Annotated in this window: 22 protein-coding genes and 1 tRNA gene; 16 read left to right on the top strand and 7 right to left on the bottom strand. The window is 71.1% G+C overall.

The genetic code is table 11. From position 1 onward, the window contains the following. The first annotated feature begins 10 nt into the window (after window positions 1–10). The 11 genes from BLR04_RS32405 (at window position 11) to BLR04_RS32355 (ending at window position 10039) form a co-directional block, all read left to right on the top strand. On the top strand, window positions 11–835 hold the full coding sequence (locus BLR04_RS32405) for a patatin-like phospholipase family protein (RefSeq protein WP_090772489.1): 825 nt from the start codon (window positions 11–13) through the stop codon (window positions 833–835). A 93-nt stretch (window positions 836–928) separates the two neighbouring features. Next, window positions 929–1552, top strand: coding sequence for a DUF2975 domain-containing protein (locus tag BLR04_RS32400; RefSeq protein ID WP_090772487.1), 624 nt, complete (start codon window positions 929–931; stop codon window positions 1550–1552). Continuing rightward, the gene (locus BLR04_RS32395; RefSeq protein WP_090772485.1) at window positions 1552–1773 is read left to right on the top strand and encodes a helix-turn-helix domain-containing protein; all 222 of its coding nucleotides are present in this window, start codon (window positions 1552–1554) and stop codon (window positions 1771–1773) included. Before BLR04_RS32400 ends, BLR04_RS32395 begins: the two co-directional genes overlap by 1 nt. 107 nt (window positions 1774–1880) lie before the next feature. Continuing rightward, window positions 1881–2876: an aldo/keto reductase gene (locus BLR04_RS32390; protein WP_245740786.1), complete on the top strand. Its 996-nt coding sequence runs from the start codon at window positions 1881–1883 to the stop codon at window positions 2874–2876. Window positions 2877–2878: 2 nt separating this feature from the next. Continuing rightward, the gene (locus BLR04_RS32385; protein ID WP_090772484.1) at window positions 2879–3712 is read left to right on the top strand and encodes a helix-turn-helix transcriptional regulator; all 834 of its coding nucleotides are present in this window, start codon (window positions 2879–2881) and stop codon (window positions 3710–3712) included. A gap of 141 nt (window positions 3713–3853) precedes the next feature. After that, window positions 3854–4303: a hypothetical protein gene (locus BLR04_RS32380; protein WP_090772482.1), complete on the top strand. Its 450-nt coding sequence runs from the start codon at window positions 3854–3856 to the stop codon at window positions 4301–4303. 569 nt (window positions 4304–4872) lie between these two features. Then, complete coding sequence (locus BLR04_RS32375; protein WP_090772480.1) at window positions 4873–6261, top strand: FAD-binding oxidoreductase; 1389 nt, start codon at window positions 4873–4875, stop codon at window positions 6259–6261. 120 nt (window positions 6262–6381) lie between these two features. Next, window positions 6382–7047, top strand: a complete 666-nt coding sequence (locus BLR04_RS32370; RefSeq protein ID WP_090772478.1) for a glycosyltransferase family 2 protein — start codon at window positions 6382–6384, stop codon at window positions 7045–7047. Window positions 7048–7085: 38 nt separating this feature from the next. Further along, window positions 7086–7706, top strand: coding sequence for a TIGR04282 family arsenosugar biosynthesis glycosyltransferase (locus BLR04_RS32365; RefSeq protein WP_342672319.1), 621 nt, complete (start codon window positions 7086–7088; stop codon window positions 7704–7706). After that, window positions 7703–8692 carry an NAD-dependent epimerase/dehydratase family protein gene (locus tag BLR04_RS32360; RefSeq protein WP_090772474.1) on the top strand — a complete coding sequence of 330 codons (990 nt, stop codon included), beginning with the start codon at window positions 7703–7705 and terminating at the stop codon, window positions 8690–8692. The genes BLR04_RS32365 and BLR04_RS32360 overlap by 4 nt, the downstream gene beginning before the upstream one ends. A gap of 3 nt (window positions 8693–8695) precedes the next feature. Further along, window positions 8696–10039, top strand: a complete 1344-nt coding sequence (locus BLR04_RS32355) for a glycosyltransferase 87 family protein (protein WP_090772472.1) — start codon at window positions 8696–8698, stop codon at window positions 10037–10039. On the opposite strand, the gene BLR04_RS32350 is transcribed toward BLR04_RS32355, so the two are convergent. From BLR04_RS32350 to BLR04_RS32335, 4 genes are all read right to left on the bottom strand, one after another. After that, a complete protein-coding gene (locus BLR04_RS32350) occupies window positions 10034–10645 on the bottom strand; it encodes a methyltransferase domain-containing protein (RefSeq protein ID WP_090772470.1) in 612 nt (203 codons plus the stop codon). The genes BLR04_RS32355 and BLR04_RS32350 overlap by 6 nt on opposite strands. Before the next feature lie 73 nt (window positions 10646–10718). After that, entirely contained in the window at window positions 10719–11183 is a 465-nt protein-coding gene (locus BLR04_RS32345) for a hypothetical protein (RefSeq protein WP_090772468.1), read from the bottom strand. Further along, entirely contained in the window at window positions 11180–12376 is a 1197-nt protein-coding gene (locus tag BLR04_RS32340; protein ID WP_245740785.1) for a molybdopterin-dependent oxidoreductase, read from the bottom strand. The genes BLR04_RS32345 and BLR04_RS32340 overlap by 4 nt, the downstream gene beginning before the upstream one ends. A gap of 293 nt (window positions 12377–12669) precedes the next feature. After that, window positions 12670–13476 (bottom strand): Ig-like domain repeat protein, encoded by an 807-nt coding sequence (locus tag BLR04_RS32335; protein WP_176903387.1) that lies wholly within the window; start codon window positions 13474–13476, stop codon window positions 12670–12672. A gap of 219 nt (window positions 13477–13695) precedes the next feature. Here BLR04_RS32335 and fxlM point away from each other — a divergent pair, with 219 nt between their 5' ends. Further along, on the top strand, window positions 13696–14895 hold the full coding sequence (gene fxlM, locus BLR04_RS32330; protein WP_090772462.1) for a methyltransferase, FxLD system: 1200 nt from the start codon (window positions 13696–13698) through the stop codon (window positions 14893–14895). A gap of 27 nt (window positions 14896–14922) precedes the next feature. On the opposite strand, the gene BLR04_RS32325 is transcribed toward fxlM, so the two are convergent. Continuing rightward, entirely contained in the window at window positions 14923–15216 is a 294-nt protein-coding gene (locus tag BLR04_RS32325; protein WP_218129251.1) for a hypothetical protein, read from the bottom strand. Window positions 15217–15488: 272 nt separating this feature from the next. On the opposite strand from BLR04_RS32325, the gene BLR04_RS32320 reads away from it, so the two are divergent. The 3 genes from BLR04_RS32320 (at window position 15489) to modA (ending at window position 17423) form a co-directional block, all read left to right on the top strand. Next, window positions 15489–15953: a hypothetical protein gene (locus BLR04_RS32320; RefSeq protein ID WP_090772460.1), complete on the top strand. Its 465-nt coding sequence runs from the start codon at window positions 15489–15491 to the stop codon at window positions 15951–15953. Between the two features lie 196 nt (window positions 15954–16149). Further along, window positions 16150–16413, top strand: coding sequence for a hypothetical protein (locus BLR04_RS32315; RefSeq protein WP_090772458.1), 264 nt, complete (start codon window positions 16150–16152; stop codon window positions 16411–16413). Between the two features lie 230 nt (window positions 16414–16643). Beyond that, window positions 16644–17423 (top strand): molybdate ABC transporter substrate-binding protein, encoded by a 780-nt coding sequence (modA, locus tag BLR04_RS32310; protein ID WP_090772456.1) that lies wholly within the window; start codon window positions 16644–16646, stop codon window positions 17421–17423. Window positions 17424–17693: 270 nt separating this feature from the next. Here modA and cynS read toward each other — a convergent pair whose 3' ends face one another. Further along, complete coding sequence (gene cynS / locus BLR04_RS32305) at window positions 17694–18137, bottom strand: cyanase (RefSeq protein ID WP_090772454.1); 444 nt, start codon at window positions 18135–18137, stop codon at window positions 17694–17696. Between the two features lie 586 nt (window positions 18138–18723). Between cynS and BLR04_RS41490 the strand changes: the two genes are divergently transcribed. Continuing rightward, the gene (locus BLR04_RS41490) at window positions 18724–18891 is read left to right on the top strand and encodes a hypothetical protein (RefSeq protein ID WP_218129250.1); all 168 of its coding nucleotides are present in this window, start codon (window positions 18724–18726) and stop codon (window positions 18889–18891) included. Between the two features lie 1177 nt (window positions 18892–20068). On the opposite strand, the gene BLR04_RS32295 is transcribed toward BLR04_RS41490, so the two are convergent. Next, window positions 20069–20157, bottom strand: a tRNA-Leu gene (locus BLR04_RS32295). Window positions 20158–20316 lie beyond the last annotated feature (159 nt).

The following is a 20316-nucleotide window of genomic DNA, read 5'->3' as shown; positions in this document are numbered from 1 at the left end:
GGAGGGTCACATGGGCAGTGTCAGGCGGGCATTGGTGCTGGGCGGCGGGGGTATCGCCGGGATCGCGTGGGAGACGGGCGTGCTGGCCGGCCTCGCGCAGACCGGGCTCGACGTCCTGGCGGCCGATCGGATCATCGGCACGTCGGCGGGTTCCACCGTGGCCGCCCAGTTCACCAGCGGGCTGCCGCCGGCCGACCTGTTCGCCCGGCAGGCCGACCCGGCGCGGCAGACGACCGAGCTGTCCTCCGGAGTGGCGACGGAGGAGCTGTGGGTCAAGCTCCAGCAGATCGCCGAGAACGCCGGGGACGCGTCCGAGCAGCGGCGTGAGATGGGTGCGATGGCGCTGGCCGCCTCCACCGTCAGCGAGGAGCGGCGGCGCGAGGTCATCGCGGGGCGGCTGCCCGTGCACGAGTGGCCGGAGCGCGACCTGGTGATCGTGGCGGTGAACGCGCTCACGGGCGAGCCAAGGCTGTTCAGCCCCGGCTCGGGGGTGAGCCTGGTGGACGCGGTGGCGGCCAGCTGCGCGGTGCCGGGCGTGTGGCCGTGCGTGACCATCGACGGGGTCCCGTACATGGACGGCGGCGTACGGACGATGAGCAACGCCGACCTCGCGGACGGGTACGACCGGGTGCTGGTGCTGGCCCCGCTCGCCGAGCCGGGCGAGCCGTCGTGGGCGAAGCTGGACGGCGTGGTCGAGGTCGTCACCCCGGACGAGGCCTCGCTGGCCGCGTCCGGCCCCGACCCCCTCGACCCGGCCGTCCGCACCCCCAGCGCGCGGGCCGGTCTGGCCCAGGGCCGCGCCGCCGCCGCCCGCATCGCCGCCATGTGGCGCTAGCTCCGACCCCCGGCGGAGGAATTCATCCACGCATCCCTCGGTCTTATCGTTTATCGTTATTAACGAAGAACGATAAGACCGTGAGGAGCAGGTGTGAACAGACAGCCGGCGACCATCCGCATCGTCGAGATCGTCATGTACATCGGGCTGTACGTCGCCGCAGCCGTGGTGATGATAGCCATGATCTCCGTCTTCAACAGCAACCGGACCGGCGCCCGTCACGTCCACGTCAACCCCTACGCGACCGCCACCCCCGCACCCGTCTCCGCGCCCGTCTCCGCGCCGGTCTCCGTGCCCTCGGGGACGGTCACCCTCCGCGAGCCCACGTTCGAGGCCACGCTCACCATCGCCGAGCCGAGTCACTGGCAGAGTTTCCTGCTGATCCTGCCCGAGCTGCTGCTCGTCCCGGTGCTCTGCGCGGTCGCCGTATATTTGCTGCTCATGATGCGCAGCTTCCGCGAGGGCGACCCGTTCACCCCGGTGAACGCGGTCAGGCTCGCCTCGATCGGCCTGCTGCTGATGAGCATCGCCGCGATCCCGATGGTCGACGCCTGGGTGCTGCGGCTGCTGGTGTCCGGCACCCCGCTCGAAGGGACGGCCATCACCCCGGCCGAGGACTACAGGTGGGCGCCGATCGTCGGCCTCGGCGTCCTCGCCCTGGCCGAGTTCTTCCGCCAGGGCACACGGCTCCGCTCCGACCTCCAGGGCCTGGTCTGATGCCTCCGGAAGACGACCATCGCATCACCGTCCACCTCGACAAGCTGCTGGCCGATCGGGGCATGACGCTGACCGAGCTGGCCGAGCGGGTGGGCGTGTCCATCGTCAACCTGTCGGTGCTGAAGAACGGCCGGGCGCGGGCGATCCGCTTCTCCACGCTCTCCGCGCTCTGCCGCGAGCTCGACTGCCAGCCCGGCGATCTCCTGCGTCACGACCGATAGTCGTCCTCGCGGGACGGGTCTGAACCGGACGCCGGGAACCGGCGGGAACCGCAGGATCCTGGCGGGGAGGCCGCCGCACGGCGGCCCGCCACCACGAGGAGGAGCACGTGAGCATCAGGACGCACCACATCGGCGGCCAGGGAATGACGGCCTCGGTCGAAGGCCTGGGCACCATGGGGATGACCGCGATGTACGGCACGCGCGACGACGCGAGCTCGGTCGAGACGCTCGAGCGGGCCGTCGAGCTCGGGGTCACCCTGTTCGACACGTCCGACCTGTACGGCCCCTTCACCGGCGAGGAACTCGTCGGACGCGCGCTCGCCCCGCACCGCGACCGCGTCGTCATCGCCACCAAGTTCGGGGGAGCGACGTTCGACGAGACGGGCGGGGTCATCGGCGGGCCGAACGGACGTCCCGACTACCTGAGGCGCGCGGTTGAGGGATCGCTGCGCAGGCTCGGCACCGACCGCATCGACCTGTACTACCAGCACCGCGTCGACCCGGACGTGCCGGTGGCCGAGACCTTCGGGGCGCTCGGCGAACTGGTCGCCGAGGGCAAGGTCCGCTACCTGGGCATCAGCGAGGCGTCGGCCGAGACCATCCGCGCGGCCCACGCCGCTGCGCCCCTGACGGCCGTGCAGACCGAGTACTCGCTGTTCACGCGTACCGTGGAGACCAACGGCGTGCTCGACACCGTGCACGAGCTCGGCATCGGGTTCGTGGCGTACGCGCCGCTCGGGCGGGGGGTCCTGACGGGCCGGCTGCGCTCGCTCGACGGCCTGCCGGACGGCGACTGGCGCCGCAGCGCGCCCCGGTTCGACGGCGCGAACTTCGCGCGCAACCTCGCGCTCGCCGACCGCGTCGCGGCGCTCGCCGACCAGCACGGCGTGACGCCCGGGCAGCTGGCGCTGGCGTGGGTGCTCGCCCAGGGCGTGACCGCCATCCCCGGCACGAAGCGGCGCGCCTACCTGGAGGAGAACGTGGCCGCGGCGGCGCTCACGCTCGACCAGGACAGCCTGACGGCGCTGCGCGAGGCGATCTCGCCGGACGAGGTGGCGGGCGAGCGGTACGTCCCCGCCGGGATGAGGATCATCCAGGAGTGAGCATGAGGCACAACGACGTGGGGAGTTTCCTGCGGGCCCGGCGTGAGGCGCTGCGCCCGGCCGACGTCGGCATCGTCGCCGGCGGCCGCCGGCGCACCCCAGGGCTGCGCAGGTCGGAGGTCGCGCTGCTCGCGGACGTCTCCGTCGACTACTACGAACGGCTGGAGCAGTCGCGCAACGCCCATCCGTCGCCGGCCATGCTGGCGAGCCTCGCCAGGGCGTTGCGCATGTCCGTCGAGGAGCGCGACCACCTCTACCTGCTCGCGGGGCACGCGCCGCCGCTCAGGAACGCGACCGGCCGATACGTCGATCCCGCGATGATGTTCCTGCTCGACTCCCTGACGACCGTGCCCGCGCATGTCATGGACGACCTCGGCACGTTGATCGAGCAGAACCGGCTGAGCCGGGCCCTGGTCGGCTCGTGGGAACTCGGCGACGACCGGGCGGGGAACGTGATCTGGCGCTGGTTCACCGACCCGGCGTCGCGCGCGCTCAACGTCCCCGAGGAGCACGAGGTCATCGGCCGTGGCTACGCGGCCGACCTGCGCGCGTCGGCCGCCCGGCGCGGCGACGACGCCATCGCCGACCGCCTCATCACCGACCTCCTGGACGCGAGCGAGGAGTTCGGCGCGTACTGGGCCGAGATGGCCGTCGAACCGCTGCGTACCACCCGCAAGCGGCTCGTCCATCCGCGCGCGGGGGCGCTCGACGTGCAGTGCGACGTCGTCCTCAGTTCCACCACCGGCCACCGGATGGTGATCTTCCGGCCGCAGCCGGGGTCGGCCACCGCCGACCGCTTCGAGTTCCTCCAGGCGCTCGGCGAGCAGGCGTTCTGACTGTTCTGTGTAGTTGTGCACGCTCGCGGTGATCTGTGTGTTTGTACGCAGAACGCGGGCTTGCTGATCCCTAAGTTGATGGTCGTCGGGAGCGATCGCCGCTCCCGGGAACCCTCTCCTCACACTCAGGGACAGATCATCATGAAGCTCCGCAACGTTCTCGCCGGTACCGTTCTCGCCGGTGCGGTCATGGCCGGCGTGGCCGCCGCTCCCGCGCAGGCCGCCACCACGCAGGCCGCCGGTTCTGTGTCGTACACGAAGCACTGGTTCGACGGGTACTCCGGTTTCAGCCGGGGTGAGTCGCGGGGTGAGCGTTCGTACTACAAGGGCTACTACTACTTCTCCAACGGTCGTTACTACTTCGACGTGGACGTGTGGGACCGTGACCGCGACCGTGAGAACACCTACGTCGACTTCGTCTACCACGACGACCGTGGCTGGCACCAGGGTCGCCGGTTCGTGACGGGCGGGCACGCGAAGTACCGCTTCAGCTACAGCGCCCGTGGCGGTTTCGACGGCTTCAAGTTCCGCATCGGCGAGGGCCGTCCGGGTCACTTCGACTGGAGCAGCTACTCCAACCGCTCCTGGTGAACATGCGCACCACCCACCCGACCGCCGAGCCCAAGAACGGACCGTTAGCGACACGGGCCGCCGTGCGCCGCCGTCCAGCGCGGAACCGGCCGCCCGCCGGCCGCCCGGCAGGCGCCCCAGGACACGCCGTTCGCCGGCCCACCGGCCGCATCACTTCCCCGCGTACCGACGGGCCGGCGACCGGTGTCAGGTACGCCCGTTGCCTCGGCCGCCGTCCGTTCCGCGCCGCCGCGCGCCGCTGCCCGGCCCGCCTCGCGTCCGTCCCGGCCGCTCCGCTGTCACCACAACGTCCCTCGGCCGTGCCGCCCGCACCGTCACCCGCCCCGACACAGGACACCCCGATGCTCGTCCACGACTTATTACCCGGCTGACCCGCCCGGCGCTCCCGTAGGTACGGGTGGGTGTCAAGAGACTGGGGTGACGGGGGTAGTCTCGTCCCAGCTTCGGCCATGAAACCCCAGGTCATGGCTATTTCGGCGCAATCGCGATCCATGGTGATTCCCCCTGCGCCACTTCACCATCCACTCGCGGCCGAGCCGCGCTCCATCCCGATCCGAGGCCAGTTCCCCATGCCAGACCGCACCACCGACCAGCAATCGACCTTCGTAAGGGCGGAACTGCCCGCCGACCTCCAGGGCCGGGCGCTGCTGCCCGGCGACGAGGGATACGCCGACGAGACGAGCACCTTCAACCTGTGCGCCGACATCAGGCCGGGCGTCGTCGTCGCCGCCGCGTCCGCGTTCGACGTCCAGGCCGCGGTACGGTTCGCCGCCGCCGGAAACGCTCCCGTCGCCGCCCTGTCCACCGGGCACGGGCTGCCGCCGGTGCCGATCGGGCCGGACGCCGTGGTCGTCAGCACCCGCGCCCTGCGCGGCGTCACCGTGGACGCCGAGGCGCGTACCGCCCGGATCGAGGCCGGGGTGCGCTGGGCGGACGCCGTCGCCGAGATCACCAAGTACGGGCTCGCGCCGCTGAACGGCGCCGCCCCCGGCGTAGGCGTCGTCGGTTTCGTCCTGGCAGGCGGGCACAGCCCCACGCTCGGCCGGGCCCACGGGTTCGCCGCCGACCACGTGACCGAGATCGAGGTCGTCACAGCCGACGGCGCCCTGCGCACCGTCACCGCCGACAGCGACCCCGAGCTGTTCTTCGGCCTGCGCGGCGGACGGGGCAACTTCGGCATCGTCACCGCCGTCGAGATCGAGCTCTTCCCGGTCACCACCCTGTACGCGGGCTCCGTCTTCTTCCCCGGCAAGAGCGCCGCCGCCGTGCTCAACGCCTACCGCGCGTGGGTGGAGACCGTCCCCGAGAGCGTGTCGTCCTCCGTCGCGCTGCTGCGGATGCCGGACGCGCCGTTCCTGCCCGACCCGCTGCGCGGCCGGCAGGTGGTGAGCGTGCGGATCAGCTGCAGCGATCCGGCGGTGAACGGCCCCGCGCTGGTCGAACCGCTGCGCGCCGTCACGACGCCGCTCCTCGACACGGTGGGGGAGATGCCGTACGCCGACTTCGCCGCCATCCACGCCGACCCGCCGGGCCCGATCCCCGCCCGCGACCGCAGCGGGCTGCTGCGCGAGCTCACCGCCGAGACGGTCGACGCCCTGGTCGCGGTCGCCGATGAGACGACCGCCCCGCCGGACCTGGTGGAGATCCGGCACCTCGGCGGAGCGTTCGCGCGTCCGCCCGCGGTGCCGAACGCGATCTCGTGCCGTGACGCGGCCTTCACGCTCTTCATCACCACCGTCGGCGGAGACCCCGAGGTGGTCGGAGCCGCCCAGACGGCCGCGCTCGAACGGCTGCGGCCCTGGTCCACCGGCATGGCGCTGCCCAGCTTCCTGTCCGACCGTGACGCCACCGAGCGCGGCTACACGCCGGACGTCCACCGCCGGCTGGCCGCGCTGAAGCACCGCGTCGACCCGGCCAACCTCTTCCGCCTCAACCACAACATCCGCCCGGCCGCCTGACGGAACCCCGGCTCCGGTGCTGCGAGCGCCGGGGCCGGTGCGCTGTGTTTGGGTAATTTCTCGGCCAGGGCGCACTGTTCGTCAAGGTGTGCGGGCGGATGCCCGAATAGCGTCGGTGGCATGGAGATCGACGTGGTGCTGCCGTGCCTGAACGAGGCGGCGGCCCTCTCGTGGGTGCTCGGACGGATGCCGGACGGCTTCCGTCCGATCGTGGTCGACAACGGCTCGACCGACGGATCCGCGACGATCGCGGCCGAGCTCGGCGCGACGGTGGTGAGCGAGCCGCGCCGCGGTTTCGGCGCCGCCTGCCACGCGGGCCTCGCCGCCGCGACCTCGGACGTCGTGTGCTTCATGGACGCCGACGCCTCGCTCGACCCGGGGCAGCTGCCCCGGGTGTGCGATCCCGTCCTGGCCGGTGAGGCCGACCTGGTGCTGGGCCGCCGCGTGCTGCGGCAGGGCGCGTCGTGGCCGGTGCACGCCAGGCTCGGCAACGCCGTGCTGGCAAGGGGGCTGCGCCGCCGCACCGGTGTCCCGCTGCGCGACCTCGGGCCGATGCGCGCCTGCAGGCGGACGCCGCTGCTCGAGCTGGGCCTCGTCGACCGGCGCTTCGGCTACCCGCTGGAGATGGTCCTGCGGGCCGGGGCCGCGGGCTGGCGCATCGGCGAGACCGACGTGGACTACCTGCCGCGCAGGGGCAGGTCGAAGGTGACCGGCACGGTACGCGGCACGCTGCGCGCGGTCGGCGACATGCGCCGCGTGATGGCCCGCCAGGACAGGGCCGCGTGAACCAGGACCCACACGGTGGCGCTCCCCGAGGACAGATCGTGGTGATCGCCAAGGAGCCCGTGCCGGGGAAGGTGAAGACCCGGCTCGTCCCGCCGCTCACCCCGGACGAGGCCGCCGCGCTGGCCGGCGCCGCGCTGGAGGACACGCTGCGCACCGTCGCGCGGGTCCCGGACGCCGGCCGGGTGCTCGTCCTCGACGGAGCCCCGGGCGCCTGGCTCCCCACCGGCTTCACCGTGCTGCCACAGCGAGGCGGCGGACTGGACGAACGGCTGGCCGCGGCCTTCGAGGACGCCCATCGGGCGCTGCCCGTCCCCGTCGTGCTCATCGGCATGGACACCCCGCAGGTCGCCGCGGACCTGCTGGCCGACGCCCTGTCGCTGCTCGCCGGCCATGACGCGGTGTTCGGCCCGGCGAGCGACGGCGGCTTCTGGCTGCTCGGGCTGCGCGTCCCCGACGCCGCGCTGCTGCTCGGCGTACCGATGTCGAAGCCGACCACCGGAGAGATCCAGCTGCGCAGACTGAGGGAGGCGGGGATGAGCGTCGCCTTGATGCCGTGCCTGACCGATGTGGACACGATGGCGGACGCGGTCGAGGTGGCGGCGATGGTCCCGCGCTCCCGCTACGCCGCCGCGCTCGCCGGGATCGGGGCACGACGATGACGAGAGTGCTGGTGACCGGTTCGGCCGGGTTCATCGGAAGTCACGTGGTCGAGGCGCTGGAGGCGCACGGCCACGAGGTGACCGGCCTCGACCTGCGGTCCGGCGCGGACGTACGCGACGCCGCCCTGCTCGCCCGGCTGCTGCCGGGCACGGACGTGGTCGTGCACCAGGCGGCCAAGGTCGGGCTCGGCGTTGACGTGGCGGACCTGCCCGACTACGCCTCGATCAACGTGTACGGCACCGCGGTGCTGCTCGCCGCGATGGCCGCCCATGACGTGGAGCGGCTGGTGCTGGCGTCCTCGATGGTGGTGTACGGCGAGGGCGCCTACGACTGCGCGCGGCACGGGCGGGTGCGGCCTGGCCCGCGCTCGGCCGAGGACATGGCGCGAGGCTCGTTCGAGCCGCGCTGCCCCCGGTGCGGCGACGAGATGGCCCTCGCCACCATCGGCGAGGACGCGCCGACGGATCCGCGCAACGCCTACGCCACCACCAAGCTGGCGCAGGAGCATCTCGCCGCGAACTGGGCGCGCGAGACCGGCGGCACGGCGGTCGCCCTGCGCTACCACAACGTGTATGGGCCGAGGATGCCGAGGGACACCCCGTACTCGGGGGTCGCGGCGATCTTCCGGTCGGCGCTGGAGGCCGGTCGGGCCCCGCGCGTGTTCGAGGACGGCGGGCAGACGCGCGACTTCGTCCACGTCCGCGACGTCGCCGAGGCGAACGTGGCCGCTCTCACCGGCGGCGCGCCGGGAACGCTCGCCGTCTACAACATCGCCAGCGGGGAGCCGCACACCGTCGGCGAGCTGGCCGCGGCCCTCGCCGCGCAGCGGGGCGGCCAGGAACCGGTCACCACGGGGGAGTACCGGATGGGCGACGTCCGCCACATCGTGGCCGCGCCGCACCGGGCGGAGGCGGAGCTCGGCTTCCGAGCCCGCGTCGGCTTCGCCGAGGGGATGAAGGAGTTCGCCACCGCACCGCCGGCCTGACCCGTGGCACCCGGGGTATACCGCGTCGGCGGTACGGCCGTGCTCCTCCTGGCCCTGGTCGGCGCGCTCGCGCTGGCGATCACCTCGGGGTCGCTGACCGGCGACACCTCGGCCCTGCTGCGGTGGTACGCGCTCTCCTGGGTGCTCTTCGCCGCGGCGGCGTGGGCTTTGCGCGCGGTGCCGGAGCGCCAGGCGGTGTTCCTGCTGGTCGCCGGAGCCGCCGCCGTGACCGCCACGGGCCTGCTCGCACCGCCGACCACGAGCACCGACTCCTTCCGCTACATCTGGGACGGGCGCGTCCAGGCGGCGGGGATCTCACCGTACGCGCACGTCCCGGCGGACCCGGCGCTCGCCCCGCTGCGTGACCGCTGGCTCTTCCCGCAGGGCGCGGGCTGCAACGCCCCGTACCGGTATCCCGTCGACGCGCGGACGTGCACGCGGATCAACCGTCCCGCCGTCCACACCATCTACCCGCCGCTCGCGGAGCTGTACTTCCTGGCCGTGCACGGGCTCTCGCCGGAAGGCAGCAGGTACAAACCGCTGCAGATCGGCGGGGCGGTGCTGGCCTTCGCGACGACGCTGGTCCTGCGTCGCCGGGCGGCACCCGCGAGGGCCGCCTACTGGGCGTGGTGCCCGGCCGTCCCGCTGGAGGCGGTGAACAACGCCCACGTGGACGCCCTCGGCGTCCTGCTCGCCGTCGCCGCCCTGACCGTCGTGGCCTGCCACAGGGTGGGCGGCGGCATGCTGCTCGGTGCGGCGACCGTCGTCAAGTTCCTGCCCGCGCTGGCCGTGCCAGGGGCGCTGTCGGGGCTGCTGGCCAAGGACGGTCCGCCTGCGCGGCGGCGGGTGCTCGACGCCCTCGCGGTGCTCGGGCCCGCCGCCCTCGTCCTGGCGCTCGCGTACCTGCCGTACGTGCTCGTGTCCGGTGGGTCCGTCCTCGGGTACCTGTCCGGCTACCTGGACGAGGAGGGCTACGACGACTCCGGCGGCGACCGCTACGCGCTGCTGCGCCTGGTGCTGCCCGACGCGGCGGCCCTGCCGGCGGCTCTCGCCGTCGTCGCGGTCGCGGCCGTGCTGGTGCTCCGTCGCGGCGCCGCCGACCGGCCGTGGAGCGGGGCCCTCCTGGTGACGGGGATCGCGTTCCTCGCGCTCACGCCCGGATACTCCTGGTACGCCCTGCTGGTCGTCGCGTTCGCCGCCCTCGACGGCCGGTGGGAATGGCTCGGCGTCCCGCTCGCCGGGGCCGCCGCGTACCTGGGCGTTCAGCACCATCTCGGGACGGCCGCCTACGCCGTCGCCGCGTCGGCCGTGATCGCGGGCTCGCTCGTCCGGGCCCGGCGGTCATGACAGGGCCGCGAACCACCGTCCGGCCGCGTTCCACCGCTCGGCGGCGGGGAACCCGCACCGCTCGGCGAGCCCGCCGATGTCGTCGGCCGACACGGTGGCCCAGGCGAACCACTCGTCGGCGCGCCCGTCGTGGCGCAGCCGCATCATGTCCACCGTGCTCTTCGAACCGGGCTCGTGGACCTCGGCGATCACCCAGCCGCCCGGCCTGACCAGCTGCCGCAGGCGCCGCAGCAGGGTCTCCGGATCGCCGCCGATGCCGATGTTGCCGTCCATGAGCAGCGCCTCGGCCCACCGTCCTGTCGCGGGCAGCGGATCGAAGACGCACCGCAGAAGGGCCAGGCCGCCCGCGCGCCTGGTCAGCTCGACGGCGAGGGGCGTGACGTCGATGCCGAGCGCGAAGACCCCTCTGCGCGCGAGCGCCGCGGTCAGCCTGCCCGGCCCGGAGCCGACGTCCAGCGTGGGGCCGCCGCACCGCGCGAGGACCTCCTCGTCGCCCTCGATCGGCCGCAGCCAGCGCTCGGCGGCGAGCGGCAGGACGCGGCCGTCGGCGTACTCGACCTCCACGTTCCCCCCGCGCAGGCCGTGCTCGTAGAAGGCGCCTATCACGGGTTCCCGACGGCTCCCGCGACCCGGTACGGCCGCGGGAGCCGGAGGTCCGGCGGCGTCGCGTCATCGCCGCTCAATGATCCGACCGTCCCGCGGCCCACCACCGCACCGCGTAGATCACACCCGAGACGACGAAGAGCGCCAGGGCGACGAACAACCACCTCGCGAAGTACGGGGACGTGCTCAGCCCGACCGCACTCCGGTAGTTGCCCTCGGAACGGCCCAGGACGAGCGGGAACCACACCAGCAGCAGCAACCCGGACAGCGCCACCGGCACCCGCACGTGGTTGACCACCGCGGGCCGCCGCCTTGGGGGACGTGTCCTGACGACGCCCCGCCGCAGCACGCCGTCGGCCACCGAGTACAGCGGCCACAGCACCAGGTCGTGCAGGATGACGGCCCCGATGAACCACACCGCGAACCCGATGAGGATGCCCGCCCCCACCACCCGCGTGGCGGCGTAACCGGCGACCGCGAAGCATGCCGCCAGCCCCACGAGGTGCCACGGGCCCGCGCCGTACGCGCTGCGCCACTTCACCGGCTCTCCCTGCGGTAGGCCAGTTCGCGCACCCACTTGGTGTTGTGCACGCCAGGGGCGTTCGGCACGATGATCCGCGCGGGGAACCCGTGGTCGAGCGACAGGTCGGCGCCGTTGACCCGCAGCGCCAGCAGCGAACGCGGGTCGGCCACCTGCCGGACGCTGAACGACGCCTGGCCGAAGTAGCCGAACCGTTGCAGCGACCGTGCCGTGAGTTCCGCCGCGCCGGGCGGGATGCCGGCCAGGAGCGCCAGGTCCGCCAGCCGTACGCCGGTCCAGACCTGCTCGGTCGACCACCCCTCCACGCAGGCGATCGGCAGCGCGTACGTGTGCAGCGGCATCGCGAGCAGGTCCGCGCGGGACAGCCGCACCTGTTTCGCCCCGGCGACCGTCAGCCGCCACGCGTCGCCCGCGTCCGCCGCGGTGACGCCCAGGCCGGCCGCCGTCTTGTTGACCTGGAAGTCGTTGGGGCCAGGCCCGTACACGCGCCCGTGCGGCGCGAGCAGGGCCGTACGGCGCAGCGGCCCGTCCAGCGTCTGTCCCACCGACAGGCCGAACATCAGCGCGGAGCCGCCCCCGACGAACCCCAGCATTCCGCGCCGGGACATGGTGGGCGGCGCCGGCTCCGCCGCGACCAGGCCGTCGGGGTCGGGCGGTTCCGGCCGGGTGTCGGCCAGGCGGGTCCGCAGCTCCTGGCGCAGGCTCCGCGACCGCGCCGCGCGGATCGCCTTGGGCAGTCGCAGGGCCACGTGCAGCGCCAGTGCCGCGAGGAAGATCCACGCGCCGTACAGGTGCGCCGGATAGAAGGAGAACGGGAAGACGTAGAAGAGCTGGATGTTGAGGATCCCGGTGACGAACTGGAACACCGCGCCCCCGACCAGGAGCACCAGGCTGGCGCGTTCCATGGCCTGGGCGGGCGACCGTACCGGAGGCCAGTCGAACAGCTTGGGGATCACCGACCACAGCTTGGCGAGCAGCACCGGCACCAGCGTCAGCCCCAGGATGACGTGGGCTCCCTGGGTGATCCGGTACATCCAGGCGGGGTTCGTCGGCCAGTCGAAGAGGTAGAAGCCCAGCAGGCCCTTGCCCGGCGTCGTGTCGTTCCCGGGCAGCCGGGGCTGGTAGGCGGCGTACGACAGCAGTCCCGTGACGGCGACGATGATGAGCCCGACGAGCAGCACCAGACCGAACACCGATGTGAGCCAGGGCCCGCGCAGCGGGCTCCGCCAGAACCCAGGCAGGAACGGACCGGCTGGCGCGCCTCCCGTGTGTGCGCGTATGAGATATGTGCCCCCTTCGCTCCTGAATGGCTGCTTCGTCATAGATCGACCCCCGAGGCAGTTTTGTCGCTCTCAGGTTCTTTGCCGTAAATATCGCCATTGACGCGCAGAGTAGGGAAACGTCCGGTCATGTACCGGAGCTGCCGGGGCAAAACGCGTGATCACCGCTGTGCCGGCGTTCGTCAGAACGCCGGCACAGCGGGAGCTCAGCGACGGCCGGCCTTAGCCTTACGGACGATCCGCGTCGAGGTCAGGTCCTGGCCGCCGTCCCAGACGGCCTTGTTCTCCAGCAGGCCCCGCTTGAACGGTGAGACGGCGAAGGTGACGACCGCCATCTCGCCAGGCGGCAGGGTGCCGGTCCAGATGAGCGAGTCGCCCTCCTGCCTGACCGTGCCGATCGTCGCCTCCGGGCTCACCCGTATCTGGCTGCGCGCCAGCACGTTCGAGAGGTCGTCGACGACCCGGGCGTCCGTCAGGGTCGTGTCGCCGGCGTTCACGATGCGGATCCGGTACGCCACCCTGCCGCCGACCCGCGCCGTCAGCTTGTCGACATTGAGGTCCACGCCCAGCCGGCCCTGCTCGGCAGTCGAGACGGGGACGGTGAGAGGCGACGAGGTGGAGCTGGAGCACGACTCGTCACCCTCGTACCGGGCGACGACCTGGTGCCTGCCCTCGGACAGCCCGGTCGCGGTGTACGTGGCGATGGCGTCGACGTCGACCGGAACGAGCTCCGCGGCGCCGAGCGCCACCTCGCCGGACCAGAAGGTGACGGTGCCGCTAGGGGTTCCGGCAGGACAGGTCACCGTCGCGGTCAGCGCCACCTCCTGGCCCGACGCCGCCTGGTTCGGCTCGGCGGCCAGCTCCGTGGTGGTGGCCGACTCCGTACCGCTCGTCCTTGGCTTGGCGCGGTCCGAACGCGAGGTCGGCGGGCGGTCGGCGAGCGCCTCCGCGGCCGCCGAGGGAGCCACCAGGAGGCCCCCCGCGAGGCAGCCCACGGTGAACGCGGAAACCACCAGGCCCCCGTACCGAAGCCGCCGCTCCCCGTCTCCGTGTCGTTCGCGGCCTGATCTCCATGCGCGCATCAGCGTCATCCTCCGAGGAACACGTCGTGGCCAGGCAGCAGCCCGGCGTTTCAAGGAGGGTCGACACCACGCTACGACCCGCCACGACCAGCACCCGGCATTACCCGAACCCCGCGTGTCACAACACCCCACGGAGCTACCATCCGGCCGGTGGACACCGACACGCCGTCCGGCACCGCCGAGAACCTCAGAGCCGACATGGTCGCCCGGCTGCGGGCACACGGCGCCATCCGCAGCGACCAGGTCGCACGGGCGTTCGCGAAGGTCCCGCGCGAGAGGTTCGCACCCGAGGAGACGTCTCTCACCTCCGTGTACTCCGTGTTCGACGTCGTCATCACCAAGCGCGGCGCCGACGGCAAGGCGACCAGCTCGGTGAGCGCGCCCTGGCTGCAGGCCGAGATGCTCGAAGCCGCCCGGCTCAGGCCCGGCGATCGGGTGCTGGAGATCGGCAGCGGCGGCTACAACGCGGCGCTCATCGCCGAGATCGTCGGCCCCGAGGGGCACGTGGTGACGATGGACATCGACCCGTTCGTCACCGAGCGAGCCGGCCGCTTCCTCGCCGAGACCGGCTACCCGCACGTCCAGGTCGTCCTGGGCGACGCCGAGCACATCGAGCACGGCCCGTACGACGCCGTCATCGTCACCGTCGGCGCCTGGGACTGCCCGTGGGCGCACCTGCTGGCTCCTGGCGGGCGGATGGTCGTCCCGCTGCGGTTCTGCGCGATCACCCGCTCGATCACCTTCGTCCGGGACGGCGACCGGCTCGTCGGACTCGACCCGACGGTGTGCGGGTTCGTACCGATGCAAGGCGCCGGGGCGCACCACGAGCAGGTGGCCGCGCTGGCCGGTGGAGCGGTGACGCTGACGCTCGACGGCGGCCCGCCCCTCGACACCGCCGCACTCGACCGGGCGCTGACGGGCGACCCGAGCGAACTGTGGACGGGCATCGTCGCCCGGCCCGGCGTCCCCTTCGACACGCTGCACCTGTGGCTGGCCGTCCACGACGACGCCTTCGGCGTGATCTGGCCGAACCCGGCCCATGAGGGAGACCTCGTCAAACCGGTGCTCCGCTGGTTCTGCCCCGCACTCGTGACGCAGGACAGCTTCGCGTACCTCACCTACCGAGAAGCGAACAGCTCGGACATCGAGTTCGGCGTCCACGGCCACGGCCCCGACGGCGCCGAACTCGCACAGCGGCTCGCCGCCCACCAGCGAACCTGGCACCACGACTGGCGGGACCACCCCGGCCCGCGGTTCAGCCTCCACCCGGCGGACGCCGCGGTGCCGACTCCCGCCGTGGGCCGCGTCTTCCGCAAGCGCCACACCCAACTGGTGCTGGACTGGCGCTGACCTGTCAGTCGGCCGAGGGGGTCGCCGTCACCGCCAGAGCATCTCCAGCCCCAGCACGATCGCGCACAGCACCCCGAAGGACCCGGGGAAAGCCACGAACGCCACATGGATCGGGCTGCTCTCGTCCGGCAGGAACAGGTCCACCCACCCCAAGGTGAGGGCGAGGGCGGTGGAGATGCCCCCGACCCGCGAGGTCCACCCGAACAACTGCACGTGCCACGGGTCCGTCTCCCCCGACTCCCGCGCCCGTACGTCGATGCTGAAGAAGATCAGCAACACGGCGAGAAACGAGATCAGACTGACCATCTCAGCCGACGGCATCGGACGCATAGTGCGGACCATAACCGAGCCCCGACCCCTGTCCCCGCAGGTCAACGCGGTTTCGGACAAGGGTGTCTCCTGGCCGGCCGGAAGGCCACGGGATCAGGCGATGGCCTTTCAGGCTTGCCGTGCCCGGCAGAACCTCATGCAACGAAGAGTGCAGGCGGCGCGTTCGGCCGAATTTACTGACATTTCTGAGATGCGTGGCCTGGTGCGGCACACGTATATCGCAATTATGGCATTCCGCGTCGTGTGGTGACCGTACCCAGCTGGTGGAGAAGGTGCACCGGAATGCCGAACCGCTGGAGGACGCGTTCCGTGCCGCGCTGGAACGGTTCTTCGAGTTCAAGAGCTTCCAGAATCCGGACAAGATAGCGGAGGGCTTCTCCCACGTCAGCAAGGTCAGGCTGTGGAAGTCCGTGGCCGACAGGCTGACCGATCAGGACCCGAGCACGCCGATCGCGGCCGACGAGGTCCGCACGCGGCTCACCGAGATCGCCAGGCGCCGGAACAACATCGCACACACGGCCGACCACGATCCGGACGGTTCACGCAGGAAGAAACGGATCACCGTACGGGACGCCGAGCAGACCATCGATGTGCTCGAGTCGGTTGTGATCGCGATACTCCAGGCCCTCGGCGACCCGGCGCCGGCCACGGACTACGGCGTCCCCCTGTCGAGGCCGGCTCCCTCGGCGCTGCCCCAGCCCAGGCCGACGCCAAGCGCAAAGGCTTGATCCGCGCGCTGTCCAAGTGGAACGAGGAGAGCCTGCTGGGCGCTCTGGACGCGTACTGTCCTCCTGACGTGGCCGACACCATCCTCGCCGTGTACCGGCATGCGGAGAGCACCCCGCCTTCCGCGGTTATTACTTCGGGGAAGCCGCCCATCCTTCCGTCACCGCCTGGTTCAGCACCGGCAAGCACGAGGCGGCGATGTGGAGCATCTACACCGGCGTGACCAAGTCGGTCCTGTCGATCAACTTCGAGTGGATGCGCAACGGGGGAGTGTCGGTGGATCGGCTGGAGCGACTCGCTCAAGCCCTCTCCGTACTGCCTGGATGGGCGAACATGCCAGAGCTGCTGGTCGCTGCCAATTACGCGAAGCGACCGTCCTTCAAGCCGCTCGCTCTGGCCAGGAAGGACGCCTCCACGGTCATCCTCGGGGCGCTGAACGACCTGCTGGCCGTGGAGACGTAGCCCTCCATGAGGTAAGACCGATGTTCCACGTCATGCCATCGTGGATGCCATGCCATCCCCCATAAATTTGCCGTGACTGCGGTTGGTACAGGGTCTTCAGGCTGGAATGTGCAAGGAGTATGGTGAGGGCTGCGGCAGTGTTTTGGATCAGTGAAGGCGTCGCGCTGGCCGGGGGCCCGGCGTCGGGTTCGGGTCATGAGCGGGTGGACGGTCACATGTGAGGAGGCCCCTTGGTGTTCAGGCGTCCCTCCCGATGGGCGGTCGTTCTGCCGGTCGCGCTCGCGCTGGCTGTCGTGTCCGGTTGCGGTTCCGGCGAACAGGCCTCGGCCGGCGATGGGGGCAAGGAGGTGACGGTGTTCGCGGCGGCGTCGCTGACCGAGACGTTCACCGAGCTGGGCAAGGCTTTCGAGGCGACGCATCCGGGCACGGCGGTGCGGTTCAACTTCGGGTCCAGTGCGACGCTGGCCCAGCAGATCGTCCAGGGCGCGCCGGCGGACGTCTTCGCGGCCGCGAGCCCCGCCACGATGAAGACGGTGACCGACGCGTCCCTCGCCGGGCCGCCGGTCACGTTCGTACGGAACAAGCTGCAGATCGCGCTGCCCGCCGACAACCCGGCCAAGGTGGACGAGCTGAAGGACCTCACCGACCCGAACGTGAAGGTGGCGCTGTGCGCCGAGCAGGTGCCGTGCGGCGCCGCCGCGGTCAAGGCGCTGGACGCGGCCGGGCTGAAGGTCACCCCGGTCACGCTGGAGCAGGACGTCAAGGCCACGCTCACCAAGGTCGAGCTGGGCGAGGTGGATGCGGCCCTGGTGTACAGGACCGACGTGATCGCCTCCGGCGGCAAGGTGCGGGGCATCGCGTTCCCCGAGGCGGGCCAGGCGGTCAACGACTACCCGATCGCCACCCTGGCCAAGGCGCCCGGAGGTGATCTGGCCAAGCAGTTCGTCGACCTGGTGCTGTCCCAGCAGGGCGAGGACGTGCTCACCAAGGCCGGCTTCGAGGCCCCCTGATGCCGGCTGCCGTCAAAGCGATCGAGACGTGCGCATGAACCGTCACGAGTGCAACGCCATCTGCCTGGGCGGGCCCTGCCACGGCCTGCTCACGCACATCGACCAGGACATCGGCGTCCTGGACGTGCCGGTGCCGTACCGCACGCCCGACGAGCCGCGAGCGTGCGCCCGCTACCGCATCACTCGCGAGCGCGTACGTTACCGCGACCGGCCCACGTCCTACATCGCCCTGCACTGGCCGACCCCTGCGACTGCCCGGCCCCGTAGCCGTCACCACTGGTACGGCAGGTACTTCCCGTCCAGGGTGATGACGACGCGGTCGCCGCCCGGGTCGGGCACCCGCCGGACGTCCAGGCGGAAGTTGATGGCGCTCATGATGCCGTCGCCGCACTGCTCGTGGATCAGCTCCTTGATGGTCGGCCCGTAGACCTGGATGACCTCGTACAGCCGGTAGATCGTCGGATCGACGGGCACGGCGGCGTCGAGCGCGCCCCGGGTCGGCTGCGTCTGGAGGGCCAGCGCGACGTCCTCTCCGAGCTCCAGCAGGGCTGTCGCCGCGCCCGCCTCTTCCTTGCTCATCGGGTGCTGCCCGAGCAGCGCGGCCGTCGTCCAGGCGAGGGGCCGTCCGACCGCCTCGGCGAGCTGCGCCCACGTCACGCCCGTGACAACCTTCGCATTCCGTACGGCCTCAGCGGCTTCCTTCTTCGTGAGCACAGCGCCTCCGTCAGGTATGAGTTGCCAGCTATGTACCGGCAGCGACAGCCCGGGAAACGGCGCCCGGCCAGCTGAGGACGGGGAAGTTGCGGCAGGTTGGCGGGCACCACGACGAACCCGTGGTGCAGCCACAGGCCGAGCAGGATCCCGGTGCCCGCGCTGACAGGATGCTGCACGGCTTGGCGAAATGACGCTGTTCGTGCACGCGCTGAATGAAAGAGCGCACCATTCGTTCGGCCCGGCGAATCCGCCGATGACCAGCGGCTCCCGGGCGATGCCTGACGGGGTGTGGCGGCGCTCATCGTGGCAGTCGTGTCGTTCCGTCACATGGACGAGCTGTGCCTGTGCCACGGATGACAACGGTGTGACCCCTCGCAGAGGCGATGACGAATCCTCATCGCCCGCCCCTGCGAGGGGTCACGACCCTGCCGATGACCGGGAGGACCCTGTCGTCATCGCCCCTGCGAGCTGAAAGCTCATGATCGGCAAGGGCCGTTGACAGGTCTGCTCACCGATGGCGTGCCGGCCGAACCCGTGGCCACTCCGCTCGACTGGTCAGGACTGATTGGCGCAGACCGCATAAGGGGTGAAACTCGCAGTGAACTGGCTGTCGTTGAAAGCCCACACATCCCACGCGGTATTTGTCGCGTTCGGCGCGGATGTCACCACAGAGACGACGCTGTCGTCTCCCGAGATGCCGCCGCTCAGCAGCCTGTATCCGCCGGAAATTGCCACCTTTCCCGCGGGGCACTGAGTTGATTCGCTAGCTAGGTTTACCCCCCCGGGCACGGTGAATGGGGTTCCGGTGACGACCTCATAGCCTGAGACTCCCGCAGGCCCAGCCGGACCCTCGGGCCCAGCCGGACCCTCGGGCCCAGCCGGACCCGCAGGCCCAGCCGGACCCGCAGGCCCAGCCGGACCCGCAGGCCCGCGCGGCCCGCGCGGTCCGGGCGGGCCGGGCGGACCCTGCCTACCGTGCGGATGGGGATACCACGGCCAACCCGCCGGCCCCTGCTCACCGGACGCATCTGCCGGTCCTTGAGGGGCCGCCTGTCCCTGGGAATCGTTGTGCTGCCCCGTCACCTGGTTCTGGTTCAGGTTCGCACTCTGACGCTTGGGCTTGTCGTTCTCGTTGTGTTTCAGGTTCGAGCGATGAGAAGAGCGGACAGCGAGGCGAAGGTGTCCGTCGCGAGCTGGAGAGGTGGCCGCACGCGCAGGACTGGAAGATGCGAAGGCGGCGACGTCGACCAAGGCGACGGCACCTGCGCTCAGCACCGTGCCGATTGCGAAAACCCTGAAGAGGCTGCCAAGCTTGGGCAATTGATCTCCTCATAATGGGATTGCACACATAGATGTGCAATGTCGGAATTTCCCCGGATAGACCCGCCGACTACAGGTCTCCCGGTACGGATCATCTTGCAGCCATTCATTCGTTGCGCCTGTGCCGACACACAGGCGCCGAGTGCCGCCATCTGTCAATTTGTCGCTTTATTGATGGCAGCTGACGACCGGGCTCGACCTCCATCCTGTTCGGCGCGGGGGTGGCGATGAGGGGTCACAACGTGGACGAGGGATGAGGCACGGCAGCCGCCGCGCGAGCCCCTGCGAGGGGTCGCAATCCGGAGCCGTCGGAGCGAGTCCGGTCGTCAACGCCAATGCGAGCCGGATCACTTCGGTGGACGGGCAAGCGTCATCGCGATCATGCCTGACCGCGAGCCGAGCGGATGCAGGCCGAAGGGCCGGCTGCGGACGGTCGACAGAAGCGTGGATCGCGGAGAAGGAGATGATCCCTAAGACGGCCGAGTTCCTCAAGATTCCCAGGAGTGGCCGGCAACCAGGAACGACCTCTACATGAAGATGGGCCTCTACCTCGTCTGTGACCCTCGGAGAGGGTTGTCACAGTCGAGGCGAGGCCCAACCTGTACCAGAGTTGGTGTCCGAGGGGGGACTTGAACCCCCATGCCCATCACTGGGCACTAGCACCTCAAGCTAGCGCGTCTGCCTATTCCGCCACCCGGACTTGGTGCCTGCACGTGGGACCGTCATCCCGCGTCGGCTCAGTAAGGTTAGCAAACTCTGCGCACTGCGTCATACCAAGTATCGCGAGCCGTCTCCCGGCGGGCGCCGGCGGCGCCGAAATGGGGCCGCCGAGGGGCTGCGATGGGGGGCTCATGGGCTT

The sequence above is a fragment of the Nonomuraea maritima genome (assembly GCF_900100395.1).
GTDB classification, from domain to species: Bacteria; Actinomycetota; Actinomycetes; order Streptosporangiales; family Streptosporangiaceae; genus Nonomuraea; species Nonomuraea maritima.
The sequence above is the reverse complement of the archived record's forward strand: the minus strand, read 5'-3'. Positions and strand labels throughout refer to the sequence as shown.

Excerpts from the sequence above, each read along its gene's own strand:
- BLR04_RS32405 (WP_090772489.1), top strand. The coding sequence starts at position 11 with ATGGGCAGTGTCAGGCGGGCATTGGTGCTGGGCGGCGGGGGTATCGCC.
- BLR04_RS32395 (WP_090772485.1), top strand. The coding sequence starts at position 1,552 with ATGCCTCCGGAAGACGACCATCGCATCACCGTCCACCTCGACAAGCTG.
- BLR04_RS32385 (WP_090772484.1), top strand. The coding sequence starts at position 2,879 with ATGAGGCACAACGACGTGGGGAGTTTCCTGCGGGCCCGGCGTGAGGCG.
- BLR04_RS32380 (WP_090772482.1), top strand. The coding sequence starts at position 3,854 with ATGAAGCTCCGCAACGTTCTCGCCGGTACCGTTCTCGCCGGTGCGGTC.
- BLR04_RS32375 (WP_090772480.1), top strand. The coding sequence starts at position 4,873 with ATGCCAGACCGCACCACCGACCAGCAATCGACCTTCGTAAGGGCGGAA.
- BLR04_RS32370 (WP_090772478.1), top strand. The coding sequence starts at position 6,382 with ATGGAGATCGACGTGGTGCTGCCGTGCCTGAACGAGGCGGCGGCCCTC.
- BLR04_RS32360 (WP_090772474.1), top strand. The coding sequence starts at position 7,703 with ATGACGAGAGTGCTGGTGACCGGTTCGGCCGGGTTCATCGGAAGTCAC.
- BLR04_RS32325 (WP_218129251.1), bottom strand. The coding sequence starts at position 15,216 with ATGCCGTCGGCTGAGATGGTCAGTCTGATCTCGTTTCTCGCCGTGTTG.
- BLR04_RS32315 (WP_090772458.1), top strand. The coding sequence starts at position 16,150 with ATGTGGAGCATCTACACCGGCGTGACCAAGTCGGTCCTGTCGATCAAC.